The organism is Halomonas sp. LBP4 (genome assembly GCF_003202205.1).
GTDB lineage: Bacteria > Pseudomonadota > Gammaproteobacteria > Pseudomonadales > Halomonadaceae > Halomonas > Halomonas flagellata.
In genome coordinates, this window is the sequence record NZ_PDOG01000004.1 from 106,782 (window position 1) to 123,478 (window position 16,697).

The 16,697-nt window shown below is 69.2% G+C and carries 18 protein-coding genes; 12 read left to right on the forward strand and 6 right to left on the reverse strand.

The features are described 5' to 3' along the window. Window positions 1-98 precede the first annotated feature (98 nt). On the forward strand, window positions 99-758 hold the full coding sequence (locus CR157_RS13900; RefSeq protein ID WP_110284133.1) for an SOS response-associated peptidase: 660 nt from the start codon (window positions 99-101) through the stop codon (window positions 756-758). A gap of 24 nt (window positions 759-782) precedes the next feature. Here CR157_RS13900 and CR157_RS13905 read toward each other — a convergent pair whose 3' ends face one another. The 4 genes from CR157_RS13905 to CR157_RS13920 form a co-directional block, all read right to left on the reverse strand. After that, window positions 783-2,063: a Y-family DNA polymerase gene (locus tag CR157_RS13905; RefSeq protein ID WP_110284134.1), complete on the reverse strand. Its 1,281-nt coding sequence runs from the start codon at window positions 2,061-2,063 to the stop codon at window positions 783-785. Then, window positions 2,060-2,500 (reverse strand): LexA family protein, encoded by a 441-nt coding sequence (locus tag CR157_RS13910; protein WP_110284135.1) that lies wholly within the window; start codon window positions 2,498-2,500, stop codon window positions 2,060-2,062. Before CR157_RS13910 ends, CR157_RS13905 begins: the two co-directional genes overlap by 4 nt. A 366-nt stretch (window positions 2,501-2,866) precedes the next feature. Then, a complete protein-coding gene (locus CR157_RS13915) occupies window positions 2,867-3,028 on the reverse strand; it encodes a DUF3309 family protein (protein WP_110284136.1) in 162 nt (53 codons plus the stop codon). A 418-nt stretch (window positions 3,029-3,446) separates the two neighbouring features. Further along, window positions 3,447-4,199, reverse strand: coding sequence for an HIRAN domain-containing protein (locus tag CR157_RS13920; RefSeq protein ID WP_110284137.1), 753 nt, complete (start codon window positions 4,197-4,199; stop codon window positions 3,447-3,449). A gap of 220 nt (window positions 4,200-4,419) precedes the next feature. Here CR157_RS13920 and CR157_RS13925 point away from each other — a divergent pair, with 220 nt between their 5' ends. Next, window positions 4,420-5,421 (forward strand): aldo/keto reductase, encoded by a 1,002-nt coding sequence (locus CR157_RS13925; protein WP_110284138.1) that lies wholly within the window; start codon window positions 4,420-4,422, stop codon window positions 5,419-5,421. A gap of 134 nt (window positions 5,422-5,555) precedes the next feature. Here the strand turns inward: CR157_RS13925 and CR157_RS13930 are convergent, their stop codons facing one another. Both CR157_RS13930 and CR157_RS13935 read right to left on the reverse strand, forming a co-directional pair. Beyond that, the gene (locus CR157_RS13930) at window positions 5,556-5,789 is read right to left on the reverse strand and encodes a hypothetical protein (protein WP_110284139.1); all 234 of its coding nucleotides are present in this window, start codon (window positions 5,787-5,789) and stop codon (window positions 5,556-5,558) included. 206 nt (window positions 5,790-5,995) lie between these two features. Then, complete coding sequence (locus CR157_RS13935; protein WP_110284140.1) at window positions 5,996-6,589, reverse strand: malonic semialdehyde reductase; 594 nt, start codon at window positions 6,587-6,589, stop codon at window positions 5,996-5,998. Between the two features lie 169 nt (window positions 6,590-6,758). Here CR157_RS13935 and CR157_RS13940 point away from each other — a divergent pair, with 169 nt between their 5' ends. From CR157_RS13940 to CR157_RS13980, 10 genes are all read left to right on the forward strand, one after another. Continuing rightward, window positions 6,759-7,424, forward strand: a complete 666-nt coding sequence (locus CR157_RS13940; protein ID WP_110284141.1) for a hypothetical protein — start codon at window positions 6,759-6,761, stop codon at window positions 7,422-7,424. Between the two features lie 103 nt (window positions 7,425-7,527). Next, window positions 7,528-8,433 carry a metal ABC transporter permease gene (locus CR157_RS13945; RefSeq protein ID WP_110284142.1) on the forward strand — a complete coding sequence of 302 codons (906 nt, stop codon included), beginning with the start codon at window positions 7,528-7,530 and terminating at the stop codon, window positions 8,431-8,433. Window positions 8,434-8,580: 147 nt separating this feature from the next. Then, window positions 8,581-8,736, forward strand: a complete 156-nt coding sequence (locus CR157_RS22630) for a hypothetical protein (RefSeq protein ID WP_181422068.1) — start codon at window positions 8,581-8,583, stop codon at window positions 8,734-8,736. Beyond that, complete coding sequence (locus tag CR157_RS13950; protein ID WP_110284143.1) at window positions 8,736-9,473, forward strand: metal ABC transporter ATP-binding protein; 738 nt, start codon at window positions 8,736-8,738, stop codon at window positions 9,471-9,473. Before CR157_RS22630 ends, CR157_RS13950 begins: the two co-directional genes overlap by 1 nt. After that, on the forward strand, window positions 9,467-10,357 hold the full coding sequence (locus CR157_RS13955) for a metal ABC transporter permease (RefSeq protein WP_110284144.1): 891 nt from the start codon (window positions 9,467-9,469) through the stop codon (window positions 10,355-10,357). Before CR157_RS13950 ends, CR157_RS13955 begins: the two co-directional genes overlap by 7 nt. Window positions 10,358-10,394: 37 nt before the next feature. Then, the gene (locus CR157_RS13960; RefSeq protein ID WP_110284145.1) at window positions 10,395-11,474 is read left to right on the forward strand and encodes a metal ABC transporter solute-binding protein, Zn/Mn family; all 1,080 of its coding nucleotides are present in this window, start codon (window positions 10,395-10,397) and stop codon (window positions 11,472-11,474) included. 90 nt (window positions 11,475-11,564) lie between these two features. Next, complete coding sequence (locus CR157_RS13965; protein WP_110284146.1) at window positions 11,565-12,248, forward strand: ABC transporter ATP-binding protein; 684 nt, start codon at window positions 11,565-11,567, stop codon at window positions 12,246-12,248. Continuing rightward, window positions 12,235-12,918 (forward strand): TVP38/TMEM64 family protein, encoded by a 684-nt coding sequence (locus tag CR157_RS13970; RefSeq protein WP_110284147.1) that lies wholly within the window; start codon window positions 12,235-12,237, stop codon window positions 12,916-12,918. The genes CR157_RS13965 and CR157_RS13970 overlap by 14 nt, the downstream gene beginning before the upstream one ends. 145 nt (window positions 12,919-13,063) lie before the next feature. Continuing rightward, the gene (locus tag CR157_RS13975; RefSeq protein WP_110284148.1) at window positions 13,064-15,547 is read left to right on the forward strand and encodes an ABC transporter permease; all 2,484 of its coding nucleotides are present in this window, start codon (window positions 13,064-13,066) and stop codon (window positions 15,545-15,547) included. Further along, entirely contained in the window at window positions 15,544-16,677 is a 1,134-nt protein-coding gene (locus CR157_RS13980) for a lipocalin-like domain-containing protein (protein WP_110284149.1), read from the forward strand. Before CR157_RS13975 ends, CR157_RS13980 begins: the two co-directional genes overlap by 4 nt. Window positions 16,678-16,697 lie beyond the last annotated feature (20 nt).

Genomic DNA, 16,697 nt, shown 5'->3' on the forward strand with positions numbered 1-16,697 from the left:
ACGCACCGAGACCATCCCCTATGGGCCAGATCCTAGCGGACCCCCAGGTTTCTCCCGACCGGGGCGAGCGGCGACGACTGATCGCCTATCCTTAGACCATGTGCGGCCGCTTCGCTCTGTATAGCCCACCTCCCAAGCTCTCCGAATCGCTGCGCTTGCCGCTGGTGGAGCGGGAGCTGACGCCACGCTACAACGTGGCGCCGGGGACCTTTATCACCGCGGTGCGTCGTGCGGATGACGACGCGCCACTGGTGATGGACGACTTGTGGTGGGGCTCTAGGCCGCACTGGGCCCAGGGGACGGCACCACAGCCGATCAACGCCAAGGTCGAGTCGGTGGCCACTTCCAGGTACTTCCGCGGTGCGTTCGCACACCACCGTTGCCTGGTGCCGGCCGATGGCTGGTTCGAGTGGCTGCCGGTCAACGGCCGAAAGCAGCCCCACTACCTGACCAGGGCCGATGGCGAACCGCTATGGTTGGCGGGGATCTGGGCCGAGCGGGCGGATGGCAAGGCCGGCTGCGCGATCCTGACGGAACCGGCGCGCGGGGTGACCAAGGAGATCCACGACCGGATGCCGCTGGCACTGGATGCGGAGAGCCTGGAGCCGTGGCTCGATCCGCATCTGACCGATCGGGAGACGCTTCGCCAGCTGGTGCATCACCTCGAGGCGGAGTTGATGACTCACTGGCCGGTGAGTACACGGGTGAATCGGCCCACACAGGACGACGCTTCGCTGGTCGAGCCCATCTCGTCATGAAGGGTGTGGGCGATGCGGTAGCGGCTACCGGATATTGGCGCTGGGTAGCTCTTCCCACCGCGTGGTCCATCTGGGCGTTCGATGGGCACAGCGCAGGTGCCAAGCGGCGCCGGGGCTGGGCCTGCCAAGCGTGACCGTGCCGCGCCCCATCTTCTGGTTGATCTCGTCAAGCGCCGCCATCAGTTGGTGGCCCTTGTCGCGCTGGGCGGCGCGTTCCGGCGTGTCGAGCAGCGAGAGTTGTTGGCGGTTGGCGTCCACCAGGTCGATGAGCATGACCCCGCCCTTCATGAAGGCGAAGTTCGGCCGGTAGATGGCGGTGAGCGCCTGGCTGGCGGCGTGGAGGATCGCGCGGCTGTCGTCGGTGGGGCGTGCCAGCTCGGCGATGGCGCTGGGGGAGTACTGGGGCAGGTCTGGCCGGTGGGGGTTGGTCTTGAGGAACACGTAGACGGCGCGGGCCTGGCTTCCCTGGGCCCGGAGCTTCTCGGCGCTGCATTGGGCGTGCTGGCGGATGGCCTGGTGGATCTCGCCCAGGTCGCCGCTGAGGCGGCCGAAGCTGCGCGAGGTCATGATGCGCTGGCGGGGCTCGTTGCCGTCGATCATCTCGATGCAGGGGATGCCGCGAAGCTCGAGAGCGGTGCGCTCCAGGGTGACTGAAAAGCGCTGCCGGATCCGCTTCGGATCGGCCTGGGCGAGGTCCCATGCGCTCTTGATGCCCATGAGCGCCAGGCGCTCGACCAGCCGGCGGCCCACGCCCCAGATGTCGCCAAGCTCGATCTTCTGAAGCAGGCCGCGGGCCTCCAGGCTGTCGGCCTGCAGCACGCACACGCCGCCGTAGGCCGGGATCTTTTTCGCCGCCCGGTTAGCGAGCTTGGCGAGGGTTCGGGTCGGCGCGACACCCACGCATACGGGAATGCCAGTGTACTGGCGGACCTTCTGGTGCAGCTGCCGGGCGTGCTCGAGCAGTTGGCCCGACGCGAATCCATCAAACCTCACAAACATCTCATCAATGCTGTAGGGCTCGACGCCAGCGGAGAACTCCTCGAGCACCGCCTGCACGCGTTGGCTCATGTCGCCGTAGAGCTCGTAGTTGCTCGACAGGAGGTGGATACGGCCCTGGCGCACCAAGTGCTGGATCTCGAAGGCAGGCATGCCCATCGGGATGCCGATGGCCTTGAGTTCGGTGGAGAGGGCGATCACGCAGCCATCGTTGTTCGACAGCACGCCGACGGGAAGGGCAATCAGCCGCGGTTGGAACACGCGCTCGCAGCTGACGTAAAAGGAGTTGCAATCGACGAGGCCGATCATACGGGGTACTCGTGGATGACCGAGCGGACCACACCCCAGACCTGGCAGTCCAGGTTGTCGAGGGGGATCGGGGCATAGCGGGGGTTGCCCGAGCAGAGGTGCGGCCGGTTGCCGAGCAGCTCGTAGCGCTTCACGGTGATTTCGCCATCGACCAGGGCCACCAGAATGTGGCCGGGGCGCGGATCAATGGAGCGATCGACCAGCAGCAGGTCGCCTTCGTGGATGCCGAGGCGGACCATGCTGTCGCCGGTGACGCTCATGAAGAACGTGGCCGAAGGGTGCTTCACCAGGCGCTCGTTGAGGTCTAGGGTGCGGCCCTCGTAGTCCTGGGCCGGGCTGGGGAAGCCGCTGAGCCCGACGCGGGTGAGCGCGAGGGGGTGCGGAAGGGGCTGTGAGGGGGGTGCCGGGTGGGCCGGGATGATCAGATCGTGTGGCATGTCGGTGGCCTCTCGTCGAATACTGGCCATATATACAGTATTTTCGACAGGACCGACCACAGGCAAGCGCTAATGTAAGGTGGAGGTCGGTAGATCCCAGCCATCCACACCGCTCACCATCGGATCGAGTCACAGAGTACGCCTGCTTGCGCCCGCCCACCGGAAGCCATTCATACCAGCCATCGGCCGGTACCCAGCAGTAAGGACGGCCAAGGAAACGCGGACGGAGGTCTAGCAGGAGCCAGCGACGGCGTAACCTTCAGGCCGTCGCTGTTCTGCCAGGAGCGGACCTTCAGCAAGGTCTGATGTAACGACAAAGTTCAGCAGCCTGCGCTTAACCGTCCCCGGGCGGGCATTCAATCACCGTTATAAACGGCCCATCAGGAAAAGAATAAGGAGGACGATCAGGATTAGCCCGACTATGCCGCCGCCCCCGGCGAGGATGTTGTTGCCGCTGCGGTAGCCGTAGCCGCCACCCAGCAGAGCGACAGCCAAGATCACGATAAGGATCAGTACGATAGGATCCATTGTTTATTCCTCGCTAATAAAGACGAACACCCGGCCTCCATCCCCTGCCGTTTTGAAAGGCGTTCCTTCGCTGCAGAGGCTGTCCCGATAAGGCACAATTTCTCGGGATATCGGACGGGCTTCAATTGGCCCCGATACCTTGGCCGGATACCCTGCCGAGGTAACGGGCTGGTGAGCAGACCGCTTACGCCTGCCATTCGCCCCTGGGACATCTGGCCGGCGGTCGCCCTGCCCACAACCACTCGCCCTTCGCGTCGCCTAACGTGAAGCTCAGCCGCAGCGAAGCCGTCGGCTATAGGTTGATGTTAGCTGGATCCCATTCGCTTCGCCGCATCGAGCTCCAAGCATCGAAGTCATTACGTTTACCGCCCGAGCACGATGAGGACCACAACCGTGGCCATCCAAAGCACTGCCAGGCCTACGCCTGCATCCTGAGGGCATGAGACGGCAGGGAACGGTGCTCCTGTGAGATCCGAGTCAGTACATAGACCAGGGGGCGGTTATCGGTGCCATTGATCCGGAAGATCACTCCCTCCAGGCGGGCACCTTGGCCGAGCATGCGGTGCAGCATGTCGAGATGCCCCCGAGGCACGTAGCCCAGCTTGCGCCCGGCGTTCTCCATGCGAATGGCCTCGGAGTCAAAGGGGTTGCCAGGCTCCGCCACGAACTGGACAGTACTACCCTCCCGCAGCTCGCCGGCCGCGGCCTCCGACTCGTGGTCGTGGCGAAAGCCGGCCACTTCCAGCAACATCTCGAAGGCTTCAGGCGGTTCGTCGAAGGGATGGACCAACTCGAAGCCGTCGTTGGGCAGCTTGGCACCGCTGTAGCCCAGCAGGGCAAAGTCACTGACCTCGGCAGCTGCCGGAATGGCCCGCAGCTCCAGGTAGCGGCTGAAGTCGCGGCGGCTGCGCGGCGGCAAGCGCCGCATGAAGGCGTCCATCACCTGGTGGCTATGCTCCGCCTGCTTCAGCGGGAACGCCGGATAGCCCTGAAAGCCCATTTCCCTGGCCTCCGCCATCTCGGAGCCATCCAGGTCGTACTGGAGCACCACCTGACCGTCCCGCTTCACCAGCTGGCCCACACGGTAGCGAGAGCAGTTCTTGCTCTCACGGGCCTGCCAGTAGAGCAGCAGACGGCGCGGTTCCACCAGGTGTTCGATAAAACGGTTCATGTCAGTTCTCCAGAGCCTGCAGCAGGCGTGCGCTCCTCGTCAGTAATTGGGAGGCAGCGAGCGGCATATATTCATATAGTATCAAGGCTCGGCAATGGCGCTCGAACATGGTGTTACTTCCCCACCTTGCGATCCCCTACCCCGCCTCGGCATGATGAAGCGCAACCGCCTCCGGCTCCGCCGGTGATTGCCTTTCCCTGCCCCCTGACCAGGAATCTCCATGTCGACCGTCTTTGCTCGCCTCAAGGAAGTGGCCGCGCCCCGCATCGGCCTGGGCTGCATGAACCTCTCCCATGCCTACGGCAGGCCGGTGCCCGAGGCCGAGGCGCTGCGCGCCCTCGATGCGGCGTTCGACATGGGCTATCGCCACTTCGATACCGCGACCCTCTACGGGGCGACGGCCAACGAGCGCCTGGTGGGCAAGGCGCTGGCGGGCAAGCGGGACCAGGTGCTGCTGGCCAGCAAGGGCGGCATGGCCTTCGATCCCGAGCTCGGCCGGAAGGTGATCGATGGGCGCCCCGAGACGCTGCGCCGGCAGTGCGAGGCGAGTCTTGCGCGCCTGGGCACCGACCACCTGGACCTCTACTACCTGCACCGCCTGGATCGCCGGGTGCCCATCGAAGAGAGCGCCGGGGCGCTGGGGCGCCTGGTGGAGGAGGGCAAGATCCGCGCGGTTGGGCTGTCCGAGGTCTCCGCGACCACCCTGCGCCGCGCCAGGGCCGAGCACCCCGTCGCCGCGGTGCAGTCCGAATACTCGCTGTGGACCCGCAACCCCGAGATCGCGCTGCTCGAGGCGTGCCGGGAGGCCGACACGGCGCTGGTGGCCTTCAGCCCCCTGGGAAGGGGCTTTTTGACGGGGACCGTCAAGGATCCCGCCCGCCTCGAGGAGAGCGACATGCGCCGCCACATGCCGCGCTTCAGCGCCGAGAATCTCCCCCATAACCTGCGCCTGCTGGAAGACTTCATGACCGTGGCGAGCGAACTGGGGATGACGCCCGGCCAGCTGGCCCTGGCCTGGCTCACGGCCCAGGGGGGTGACGTCATTCCGATCCCCGGCTCCCGCTCCGTCGATCACATGCGCGAGAGCCTCGCCGCCGAGGAGCTGAACCTGGAGGCCGCGACCGTCACCCGCTTGAACGCCGTGCTGACGCCGGACCACGTGGCGGGCGCCCGCTACAGCGAGGCCCAGCAGGCGGATATCGACACCGAGGAGTTTGGCTAGCCCGAAACAAGCCCCCCGCCTACGCGTTGTCTTAGACTCGAAGAGTCAAGAGGCGGGGGCGTGCTGGTTGTCACGAGAGTGCGGCAGCGCCGCGTCTTGCCCGGTGTCGCGTCGGGCGGGCATGCGGCCCCGCTTCAGTTATGGTCGACCAGCCCGGACTCACCGGCCATTTCGGCACAGTGGGCGCAGCAAAAGATCGTGTCACCGTGCTGCACGCCGTGCCCGACCACCCGGCAGCCGCACTGCACACAGGTCGGCGCCAGCTTGTGGATGGCGCATTCGAAGGAGTCGAAATCGAAACTCTCACCGTCCTTGCTGACCGTGAAAGTGTTGTCGTATTGATTACCGCAAGTTGCACAGGTACCCATCACGCACCTCCTGTCTTCAGCAAGTGAACCTGCACTCAAGCCCCGCCACCGCGACTTCCAACGCCGCGGCCTCCCCTGGCTCACCCTCAAGCCTAGTGGACACCAGGCGAGGCAGCGATCCCTCGAGGGCTCGGGGCGGTGTATTGCGGGGGATAAACGCCCCAGCAAACTGATGTTGCATCGAGATTTCCGGGAACCCGCAGCCCTCAAAGTATCTCCGCCACCTCCTCGAAGGCGAGCCGTGGCGCTCGGGGGCGGGTCATCCTGGGGTCGGCAACGCCCAGGTTGACCAGGAAGTTGCTCTGGTAGCGGCCGTCGGGGAAGAACTCCTCGTCCACCATGGCATTGTCGAAGCCGCTCATGGGGCCGACGTCCAGGCCCAGGGTGCGGGCGGCGAGAATCAGGTAGCCGCCCTGCAGGGTGGCGTTGCGCAGGGCGGTTTCGCGGGCCTTCTCGGGGTTGGCGGCGAAGCGCTCGCGGGCGTTGGGCGAGGTGGGGTACTGCGTCGGCAGGTGCTCGTAGAAGCGGGTATCGGTGGCCACGATCACGGTGGCGGCGGCCTGGACGGTCTGGTCGCGGTTGCCTTCGGAGAGCGCCGGAATCAGCCGCGACTTGGCCTCGAGGCTGGTCACGAAGGCGTAACGCGCCGGCTGGCAGTTCATCGAGGTGGGGCCCCACTTGAGCAGGTCGTAGAGCCGCCGCCAGGTGGCCGGGTCGACGGGCTCGTCGAGAAAGCCGTGGGCGGTGTGCGCCTCTCGAAAGAGGGAGTCGAGGGCGTGGTCGTCGAGGGACGGGCGCATGGGGTCCTCCTCATGGCTGCGCCCTTCGACTCTACGATATCCGCCGGTGAGCGGTCACTTCCACGCCCGGCGGTGTCGGCTCACGCCGCCTGCATCGCCATGGGGAGGGGAAAAACCGGCCGTCGGTGATACGCTTGGAAGGCCCCGCCCTTGTCATCCGGAGACCACCATGCCATCGACTCGTCTGCTGGCCTGCCTGCTGGCCCTGCTGCTGACCGCTCTTGCCGCCCCCACCCTGGCCCAGACGCCCGAACAGGAGTTGCAGGCCTACGAGGATGCCCTGGCCCGGGGCGAGCGCCACGCCAACCGCTGGCAGGCGGGCTGGACCGGGGTCTATGCGACCGGCCTGGCCGTCAACGCCTGGCTGGCCAGCGAGGCGAGCGACCGCGACGATCGCTTCGATGCCCGGGTGGGGGTGGTGAAGTCCGCCCTGGCACTGGGAGGCATGTTCCTGGATCGCCAGCCACACCCTCGGGCCCATCGGGAGCTGCGTGACGGCGAGGGCGATCTCGAGAGCGCCCGGCGGCTGCTCCAGGCCGTGGCCGAGGAGGAGCGCCGGCGGCGCAGCCTGGAGGCGCGGCTGGGGTCACTGGCCGTGAACACCCTGGCGGGGCTGGTGATCGCCGTGGGCGACGGCCGCGAGGGCGACGGGGCGATCAACTTCGCCACCGGCATGCTGGTCAGCGAGCTGCAGCTGCAGACCCAGCCGCGCCAGGCCTTGGCGGCGGTGAACCGCTTCCAGCCGGCGCGGGTGTCGCTCGGCGATATCCATCTCGAGGGGGAGTACGCCTTCCTGGTGGGACCCAATCAGTTGGGGGTGGCGCTGCGCTACTGACCCGCACCCCGTCCTGAAGGGTGGTCCGACATGAAAGATGGGCAGCGACCGTGATAGTTATGTTATAACATAGCACTCAAGACATGCCTCCGGGAATGCTGCGATGCTCGACTCCCTGCTGTGGTGGCTCACCTCGCCACTGGACTATGGCTTCATGCGCCGCGCCCTGGCCGCCTGCATCGCCCTGTCGCTGACCGCGCCGGTCATCGGCGTGCTGCTGACCCTGCGCGGCATGAGCCTGATGGGCGAGGCCCTCTCCCACGCCATTCTGCCCGGCGTGGCCGTGAGCTTCCTGCTGGCGGGTTTCTCGCTGCCGCTGATGATGCTCGGCGGGCTCATCGCCGGCCTGGTGACCGTTGCCATGGCCGGCAGCATCTCCACCATCAGCGGGCTGCGGGAAGACGCCGCCATGGCCAGCCTGTTCCTGGTCGCCATGGCGGCCGGGGTGATGGTGATGTCCCTGTCGGGATCGCCGCTGGATCTCGGCCATGTGCTGTTCGGCTCGATCCTGGCCGTGGACACCCCCACCCTGCTGCTGGTGACGCTGGCCAGCAGCGCCGTGCTGATCACCGTGGCCATCGCCTTCCGGGCCCTGGTGGTGGAGTGCCTCGACCCGGGTTTCCTCACCCTGCAGGGCCGACACGCCGGGTGGTTTCATGCCCTGTTCATGGGGCTGGTGGTCGCCAGCCTGGTGATCGGCTTCCAGACCCTGGGCACCCTGATGGCCGCCGGGCTGATGCTGCTGCCCGCCACCTCGGCACGCTACTGGAGCCGGCGGCTCGAGGGCATGATCGCCATTGCCGTGGGCGTGGCGCTGGCGTCCAGCGTGACCGGCCTGCTGGCGTCCTACCACCTGGGCCTGCCCTCCGGCCCCTGCATCATCCTGCTGGCCGGCGTGGGCTACCTGGCCTCGCTGCTGGCCGGCCCCCGGGGCGGGCTGCTGCAGCGCTGGCCGCCACCGCGCCGGCGGCAGTGCCCGGCCCTTCCGCGACATCGAGGTGGCTCGTGACGCCCGGGGCGGTTCCATTTTTCGCGAAATGCGGGATACTGCACTCCCCGCGGCGAATCAAGCGGGGGGAGGTCGATCCCGAGGCTGCGATCGGGCCTCGCATTTGTTATGTTATATCTTAATCCTGATACCCAGAGGAGCCGTGTCATGGCACACCGCTCACACACCCATCGGCACCGCCCCGAGGGGCCCTGCCATTTCTCCCTGATGTCGCTTTCCGCCACGCGCCGGCTGCTGCTGGCGACGATACCGCTCGCCCTGCTGTGGCTGACGGTGTCCTGGGCGGCGGGGTGGTGGTCCTGATGTCCCGGGCCACAGCGACTCGACTGCGGCTGCACGACCTGCAGCTGGCCCAGGGCAACCGTACCGTACTCGAGCATGTGGAAGGCAGCTTCCGCGACGGCGCCATCACGGCGCTGATCGGCGCCAACGGCACCGGCAAGAGCACCCTGATCCAGGGCATCATGGGCATGCTCAAGCCGATCGCCGGTCGTGTCGAGTGCTCGGTGCCCAGGGAGCGACGCGCCTGGCTGCCGCAGCAGCTGGCCCTGGACCTCAGCTTCCCCATGAGCGTGGAAGAGCTGGTGATGACCGGCAGCTGGCCCAGCCACGGGGCGCTGACGGGCTACTGCGCCTCGCACTACCGCCGCGGCCGCGAGATCATGGCCCGCCTGGGCATCTCCCACCTGGCCCACCGGCCGCTGGGGGAGCTTTCCGGTGGCCAGCGCCAGCGGGCGCTGATCGGCCGCACCCTGATGCAGGAAGCCGAGCTGCTGCTGCTCGACGAGCCCTTCGCCAACGTCGATGCCGAAACCGTCGACGTGCTGATGACCGTGCTGCGCGACATGGCCCAAGCCGGGGCCACCATCATCGTGGTGTTGCATGACATGGAGCAGCTCGCCCGGCTGGCCGATGAGGTCGTGCTCCTCGCCAGCGGTCACGTGCAGTGGTCCTCGCCCGATGCCGTCCTCAAGACCCAGGCCCCCCACGCGGCGGCCGCCTCGCTGTCGATCGCCATGCCGGGGGTGGGCACATGCTAGCACTGCTGCACGAGTGGCTGATCGCGCCCTTCGACTATGGCTTCATGCGTCGCGCCCTGGTGGCCGGCCTGGCCCTCTCCCTGGCCGCCCCGCCCATGGGCGTGTTCCTGGTGCTGCGCGGCATGAGCCTGATCGGCGATGCCATGGCCCACGCCATCCTGCCGGGCGTGGCACTGGGCTTTCTGGTCGCCGGCTTCTCGCTGCCGATCATGAGCCTCGGCGGCGTGCTCTCCGGGTTGCTGGTGGCGGTGCTGGCGGGCAGCGTGTCGCAGATGACCGGCCAGCGCGAGGATGCCGCCATGGCCAGCTTCTTCCTGATCTCGCTGGCCGCCGGGGTGATGCTGGTCTCGCTGGGCGGCAGCAGCGTCGACCTCACCCATGTGCTGTTCGGCTCGATCCTCGCCGTGAACAGCACCGCCCTGATCCTGATCGCCGCCATCAGCAGCCTGATCGTGGTGATACTCGCGAGCATCTTCCGCGCCCTGGTGGTGGAGTGCCTCGACCCGCTGTTCCTGCGCGGCCAGGGCGTCCACGGCGGCCTGGTCCACGGCATCTTCCTGGGCCTGGTGGTGCTCAACCTCACCGCCGGCTTCCAGACCCTGGGCACGCTGATGGCGGTGGGCCTGATGATGCTGCCGGCCACCGCCGCGCGCTTCTGGAGCAAGCGCCTGGAGGGGCTGATCGGCGTCGCCGTCGGCATCGCCATGGTCGCCAGCAGCGGCGGCCTGCTGCTCTCCTACCACCTCGGCATTCCCTCCGGCCCGGCGATCATCCTGCTGGCCGGCGTCGGCTACATGCTCTCTGCCCTGCTCGGGCGACACCACAGCCTGCGAGCCCGCCTGCAACGGCAGGCCGCCCCGCTGGGTGCCCCCGAACCCCACTGATATGCCTCCATACTGCTAACCCCCAAGGAGCCCTTGCATGCTGCGCAGTCTCAGACCCTCCGCCCTGGTGATCGGCACCTCCGCCATGCTGGCACTGCCGGCCGCCGTCGCGGCCGAGCGCATCCAGGTGATTGCCAGCTTCAGCATCCTCGCCGACATGGTCGAGAATGTCGGCGGCGAGCACGTCGCGGTGACTTCGCTGGTCGGCCCCGACAGCGACACCCATGTCTTCTCGCCGAGCCCCGGCGACGCCCGGGCGCTGGCCGACGCCGACCTGGTGGTGTTCAACGGCCTGCGGTTCGAGGGCTGGATGGAGCGACTGATCGACTCCAGCGACTATGCCGGTCCGCTGGTTGTCACCAGCGAGGGCATCGACCAGCTGGACTACCCTGGCCACGCGCCTGATCGGGCCCATGGGCACGACGACACCCCCGATGACCACGGCCACGACGACCATGACGATCATGAGGATGAAGGCCATGCAGATGAAGGCCATGCGGATGAGGGCCATGACGATCATGACCACGGCGACCAGGACCCCCACGCCTGGCAGGACCTGGCCCTGGGACAGGTCTATGTGGTCAATATCCGCGACGGCCTGATCGCGGCCGACCCGGACAACGCCGAGGCCTACAAGGCCAATGCCGAGCGCTACATCAACGAGATCGAGGCCACCGGGGACGAGATCCGCGAGCTGCTCACCGAGATCCCCGCATCCACCAGCGTGATCACCGGCCACGACTCCTTCGGCTACTTCTCCCAGGCCTACGGCCTGCGCTTCCTCTCGCCGGTCGGGCTCTCCTCCGAGGCCGAGCCCAGCGCCGCCGACATGGCGCGGCTGATCGACGTGATCCGCGAGCAGAACGTCCAGGCGCTGTTCCACGAGAACATGACCAGCCCGGCGGTCATCAATCAGCTCGCCGAGGAGACCGGCCTGCCCATCGCCGGCACCCTCTACGCCGACGCCCTGGCCACCGAGGGCGAGGCGAGCAGCTACCTGGGCATGATGCGCCACAACGCCAAGACCCTGCATGAGGCCCTGGCCGAGCCGGGCCATGACGATGACGGCGGTGACGATCACGGCCATGACGAGGACAGCCACGGCCATAGCCACTGACCCTCGTCCCCGACGACGGTTTCCGGCGCCACCTACGGGTGGCGCCTTTTTTGTGGGACCATCGAAGCCTGAATGTGACGGGAGCCCTTCATGCTCGAGTTCTGCCAGGTCCACAAGGCCTATGCCACGCCCCAGGGGCCGCTGTCGGTGCTGGCCGGTGTCGACCTGATCCTGCACGCCGGCGAGAGCCTGGCGCTGATGGGCGAGTCGGGCAGTGGCAAGTCGACCCTGCTGCACCTGGCCGCGGGGCTGGACCTGCCCGATGCCGGCGAGGTGCGACTGGCGGGCCGGGCGATCTCGATGCTTGCCGAGCCCGACCGCGCCCGGCTGCGCCGTGAATCCCTGGGCCTGGTGTTCCAGCAGTTCCACCTGGTGCCGAGCCTGAACGTCGTCGACAACCTGCGCCTGCAGGCCCGCCTGGCCGGCCGCGAGAATACCGCCTGGACGGCACGGCTGATCGAGCGGTTGGGCCTGGCCGGGCTCGAGAAGCGCTACCCGGAGCAGCTCTCCGGCGGCCAGCAGCAGCGCCTGGCGATCGGCCGCGCCCTGGCCCCGCGCCCCGCCCTGCTGCTCGCCGACGAACCCACCGGCAACCTCGACGAGACCACCGCGGACGAGGTGCTCGCGCTGCTGCGGGCCCTGGTGGATGACGCCGGCAGCGCCCTGCTGGTGGTGACCCACAGCCCCCGGGTGGCGGCGCCGCTGGACCGCTGCCTGCGCCTGTCCCATGGCCGGGTAAATGACGCAACAAGGGAGCGACATGACCCGGCGTGACTGGATATTTCGTTCGGGCGTGCTCATCGCCGCGGCGATGAGCATGACCCTGGTCTGGCTGGTGCTGGGGCGGCTGGGCATGCCCGACTCCCTGTCGCCCGACGCCCTGTCGCGGTGGCTGAACGGCCGCGGCGCGCTGGGGCCGCTGCTGCTGGTGGCCCTCATGGTGCTGACGGTGGTGGTCGGCCCCCTGCCCACCCTGCCGGTCACCGCCGCCTCGGGGCTGGCATTCGGTATCCTTCCCGGGGCCCTGCTCTCGGTGACCGGCGCCCTGTGCGGGGCACTGATCGCCTTCTTCCTCGCCCGGCTGCTGGGGCGTGACCTGTTGCGCGAACGGTTCCGGGACAATCCGCTGTTCGGTGCGCAAGGTTCGCAGCGGCTGCTCTTCCTCACCGTGCTGCTCACCCGCCTGATTCCCATCTTTTCCTTCGCCCTGATCAGTTACGCCGCCGGCGTGACCGCCATCAAGGCATGGCGTTTCGCCCTGGCCTCCGTGATCGGCATGCTGCCGATGACCGTGGTATTCGCCAGTCTCGGCCATACGTTCGAGCTCCATCCCCTGCTCAGCACCACGGCGGCCATCACGATCCTCGCCGTCATGGCCCTGCTGCCCTGGTACCTGAGCCGCCATCGTCACTCGCGACTGGCCCGCTGGCTGCATCTCGATTAATCCGCGTCGGGCTCGACCGGTCAGCGAAAGGTGGCCGGGGGGCGAGACCGCGCTGTGCCTGCCACTCCCCGCCTCGCCGCTTCTGTGAGACGATGCCGGCACAAGGGGCCACAAGGCCCCGGTCGATCCTCACCCTTGTGCCCCCATGCTCACCGCCCTGGCCACCCTGCTCTCCCACTATCGCCGCCACCCCGGCCAGCTGGCCATGCTGCTGCTGGGCCTGTGGGTGGCCAGCGCCCTGTGGAGCAGCGTGCAGGCGATCAACGCCTCGGCCCGCGACAGCTACGCCCGCGCCGAGGCGCTCTTCTCCACCGGCCTGGACCGCCTGGAGCGCCGCGACGGCGAGCCGCTGACCCGCGACGACTTCCTGCGGCTGCGCCGGGCGGGGCTGCCGGTCTCGCCGCTGCTCGAGGGCGAGCTGGAGACCCCGGACGGCACCCGGCTGACGGTGATCGGCATCGACCCACTGACCCTGCCCGGCGACAGCCCCTTCGCCGGCGGCACCGGCGACTTCCTCACGCCGCCGTGGCAGACACGCCTGGCCCCCGACACCCTGCCCGCCCTGGCGGTCACGGCCAGAGACGCGCCGGGGGCCGAACCGCGCCTGCCCGACGGCCGGCGGCTGCCGCCCCTGACCCTGGCCCCCTCGCTGCCCCCCGACACCCTGGTGATGGATATCGCCGCCGCGGCGGCCCTGCTGGACAGCGGCGCGACGCTCACGCGGCTGGTCAGCGCCGCCGACGCCCTGGCCGAGGCACCCGAGGGGCTGGTGCTGACCCGGGCGACGACCCTGGTCGCGCCGGGCCAGCTCACCGAGAGCTTCCACCTCAACCTCACCGCCATGGCGCTGCTGGCCCTGGTGGTGGGGCTGTTCATCGTGCAGGCGGCGCTCGGCCTGGCCCTGGAGCAGCGGCTGGGCATGCTGCGCACCCTGCGGGCGTTGGGCGTGCCCGGCCGCCGCCTGGTGGGCCTGCTGCTGCTCGAGCTGGTGCTGCTGGGGCTCGCCGGCGCCCTGGCCGGCATCGTCAGCGGCGTCTGGCTGGCCCGGGCGCTGCTGCCGGACGTGGCCGCCACCCTGGACAGCCTCTATGGTGCCGGGGTGACGGCCGAGCTCCAGCTGCCCTGGCACTACTGGCTCGGCGGGCTTGCCGTGACCCTGGGCGGCCTGCTGCTGGCCGGCAGCGGCGTGCTATGGCGGGCCGCCCGGCTCAGCGTACTGGGCCTCGGCCAGGCCCAGGCCTGGCGCACGGGGTTCCACCGCCAGCTGCGGCTGATGGCCGCAGCCGGCACCGCCTGTGCCCTGCTCGGCCTGGCGCTGTGGGCCTGGCTCGCCCGCCAGCCGCCCGGCGAGGGGCTGCTGGCCGGCTTCGGCCTGATGGCCATGCTGCTGCTCGCCTGCGCGCTCTGGCTGCCGCCGCTGCTGGCGCTGGGCCTCGCCGGGCTCGCACGCCTCGCCCGGCGGTGGCCGCTGGTCCAGTGGGCCCTGGCCGACCTGCAGCTGCAGTTGCCGCGCCTGGCCCTGGCGATGATGGCGCTGCTGATCGCGCTCTCCGCCAACCTGGGGGTGAGCAGCATGGTGGGCGGTTTCCGCCTGACCTTCCTCGACTGGCTGGACCAGCGCCTGGTGGCGGACCTCTACCTGCGCCCGCCGGCGGAGCGGTATGACGAGATCCACGACTGGCTCGCCGACCGGCCGGAGGTCGAAGAGCTGCTGGCCACCCGCCGCACCGACGCCACCCTGCTCGACGCCGGCACCGACGCCACCCGGCCGCTCAACCTGCCGGTCGGCCTCTACGGCATCACCCCGGGCGAGCGGCTCGTGCCGAGCTGGCCGCTGCTGTCGACCCTCGCCGGGCGCGAGGCGGCCTGGCAGGCCTTCCGCGGGGGCGCGGCCTTCATCAACGAACAACTCGCCATCGCCACCGGCCTGGCGCCGGGCGACCGGCTGACCCTCGACGCCAGGGGCCGCCGGGAGACGGTGAGCCTGGCCGCCATCTACCCGGACTACGGCAACCCCCGCGGCGAGGTGCTGCTGGCCACGCCACGGCTCGCCGAGCGCTTCCGGGCACCGCCGGGGTCCCTGGGCATCGTGCTCCACGGCGACGCCGACGAGGCGACGCTGCGCACCGCCCTCGGCGACCGCCTCGGCCCGGACCGCGAGTCCCTGCTGGACCAGCGCGAGGTGAAACGCGTCTCCACCGAAATCTTCGAACGCACCTTCACCATCACCCGGGCGCTGAACACCCTGACCCTGGGCGTGGCGGCCCTGGCGCTGTTCGCCAGCCTGCTGGCCCAGGCCCGGGAGCGCCGCCGCCAGCTGGCCCCGCTCTGGGCGCTGGGCGTGCCCCGGGCCCGCCTGGTGGTGAGCCAGCTCGTCCAGGTTGGCGGCGCGGCGCTGGCCACCGGCCTGCTCGCCGTGCCGCTGGGCATCGCCGTCACGGCGGGGCTGGTGGCGGTGATCAACGTGGCCGCCTTCGGCTGGCGCCTGCCGCTGCAGCTCTTTCCCGGCGAGATCCTGCTGACCCTGGCCACCGCCGTGGCGGTGGCGCTGCTGGCCACGGTGCTGCCGGCCATGGCACTGTGGCGCACCCCGCCCCGGGCCCTGCTGGCCGAGGAGGAGACCCCATGACGCGGCTCGCCATGCTCGGCCTGCTGGCCGCGCTGGTGCTCATGGGCTGCGAGCGCGATGCGGCCACCGACACCGGCCTCGCCGAGCCGGGCGAGGCGGCCGGGGGCTTCGTGCAGGCGCGCCCCGGCACGACACTGCGCTTCCCCGAGGATCATGGCCCCCACCCGGATACCCGCATCGAGTGGTGGTACCTCACCGCCAACCTCGAGGACGAGCGCGGCGAGCCGCTGGGCCTGCAGTGGACCCTGTTCCGCCAGGCCCTGGTCTCCCCCGCCGAGCGGCCACGTCCCGGCCCCTGGGTCGCCGACCAGGCGTGGATGGCCCATATGGCGGTCTCCCGGGGCCCGACCCACCGGGTGGCGGAGCGCTTCGCCCGCGGTCATTCCCGGCAGGACGATGGCCAGGCCGGCGTCCGGGCCCGGCCCTTTGCCGCCTGGCTCGACGACTGGCGACTCGAGAGCCGGGTGGACGACCCCGACGCCGATACCTTCGCCGAACTCGCGCTGCTCGCCCACCAGGATGACGAACACGGCGGCTTCGGCTACCGCCTCGACCTCACCGCCGAGGGACCCCTGGTGCTGCACGGCGAGGCCGGTTTCAGCCAGAAGACCGCCGACGGCCAGGGCTCGATCTACTACAGCCAACCCTTCTGGCGCATCGAGGGGGAGGTCACGCTCGACGGCGAGACCCGCGCGGTCAGCGGCCGCGGCTGGCTCGACCGGGAGTGGAGCAGCCAGGTGCTCGAACCCGAGCAGAGCGGCTGGGACTGGGTCGCGCTGCATCTCGACAGCGGCCACAAGCTGATGGCCTACCGGCTGCGGGGCGGTGGCGAGGAGGGCGGCGACTTCCTGTTCGGCAATGTGATTGCCCCCGACGGCGCTGCCACCCCGGTCGCCCAGGGAGGACTGCGCCTGACGCCACTGAGCACCAGCCTCGTCGCCGGCCGCGAGATGCCCACCCGCTGGCGGCTCGAGCTGCCGGCGCAGGGCCTCGACCTGGTGGTCGAGGCGCGCCACAGCGAACGCTGGATGGCCACCAGCGTGTCCTACTGGGAGGGCGAGGTGACGGTCAGCGACCATGACGGCGGCGAGGCGCTGGGGGTGGGCTATCTGGAGATGACCGGCTACTGAAGGGATGACACGGCCCGCCA

Coding starts and splice junctions, on each gene's coding strand:
- CR157_RS13900 (WP_110284133.1), top strand. CDS start 99: ATGTGCGGCCGCTTCGCTCTGTATAGCCCACCTCCCAAGCTCTCCGAA.
- CR157_RS13905 (WP_110284134.1), bottom strand. CDS start 2,063: ATGATCGGCCTCGTCGATTGCAACTCCTTTTACGTCAGCTGCGAGCGC.
- CR157_RS13910 (WP_110284135.1), bottom strand. CDS start 2,500: ATGCCACACGATCTGATCATCCCGGCCCACCCGGCACCCCCCTCACAG.
- CR157_RS13915 (WP_110284136.1), bottom strand. CDS start 3,028: ATGGATCCTATCGTACTGATCCTTATCGTGATCTTGGCTGTCGCTCTG.
- CR157_RS13920 (WP_110284137.1), bottom strand. CDS start 4,199: ATGAACCGTTTTATCGAACACCTGGTGGAACCGCGCCGTCTGCTGCTC.
- CR157_RS13925 (WP_110284138.1), top strand. CDS start 4,420: ATGTCGACCGTCTTTGCTCGCCTCAAGGAAGTGGCCGCGCCCCGCATC.
- CR157_RS13930 (WP_110284139.1), bottom strand. CDS start 5,789: ATGGGTACCTGTGCAACTTGCGGTAATCAATACGACAACACTTTCACG.
- CR157_RS13935 (WP_110284140.1), bottom strand. CDS start 6,589: ATGCGCCCGTCCCTCGACGACCACGCCCTCGACTCCCTCTTTCGAGAG.
- CR157_RS13940 (WP_110284141.1), top strand. CDS start 6,759: ATGCCATCGACTCGTCTGCTGGCCTGCCTGCTGGCCCTGCTGCTGACC.
- CR157_RS13945 (WP_110284142.1), top strand. CDS start 7,528: ATGCTCGACTCCCTGCTGTGGTGGCTCACCTCGCCACTGGACTATGGC.
- CR157_RS22630 (WP_181422068.1), top strand. CDS start 8,581: ATGGCACACCGCTCACACACCCATCGGCACCGCCCCGAGGGGCCCTGC.
- CR157_RS13950 (WP_110284143.1), top strand. CDS start 8,736: ATGTCCCGGGCCACAGCGACTCGACTGCGGCTGCACGACCTGCAGCTG.
- CR157_RS13955 (WP_110284144.1), top strand. CDS start 9,467: ATGCTAGCACTGCTGCACGAGTGGCTGATCGCGCCCTTCGACTATGGC.
- CR157_RS13960 (WP_110284145.1), top strand. CDS start 10,395: ATGCTGCGCAGTCTCAGACCCTCCGCCCTGGTGATCGGCACCTCCGCC.
- CR157_RS13965 (WP_110284146.1), top strand. CDS start 11,565: ATGCTCGAGTTCTGCCAGGTCCACAAGGCCTATGCCACGCCCCAGGGG.
- CR157_RS13970 (WP_110284147.1), top strand. CDS start 12,235: ATGACCCGGCGTGACTGGATATTTCGTTCGGGCGTGCTCATCGCCGCG.
- CR157_RS13975 (WP_110284148.1), top strand. CDS start 13,064: ATGCTCACCGCCCTGGCCACCCTGCTCTCCCACTATCGCCGCCACCCC.
- CR157_RS13980 (WP_110284149.1), top strand. CDS start 15,544: ATGACGCGGCTCGCCATGCTCGGCCTGCTGGCCGCGCTGGTGCTCATG.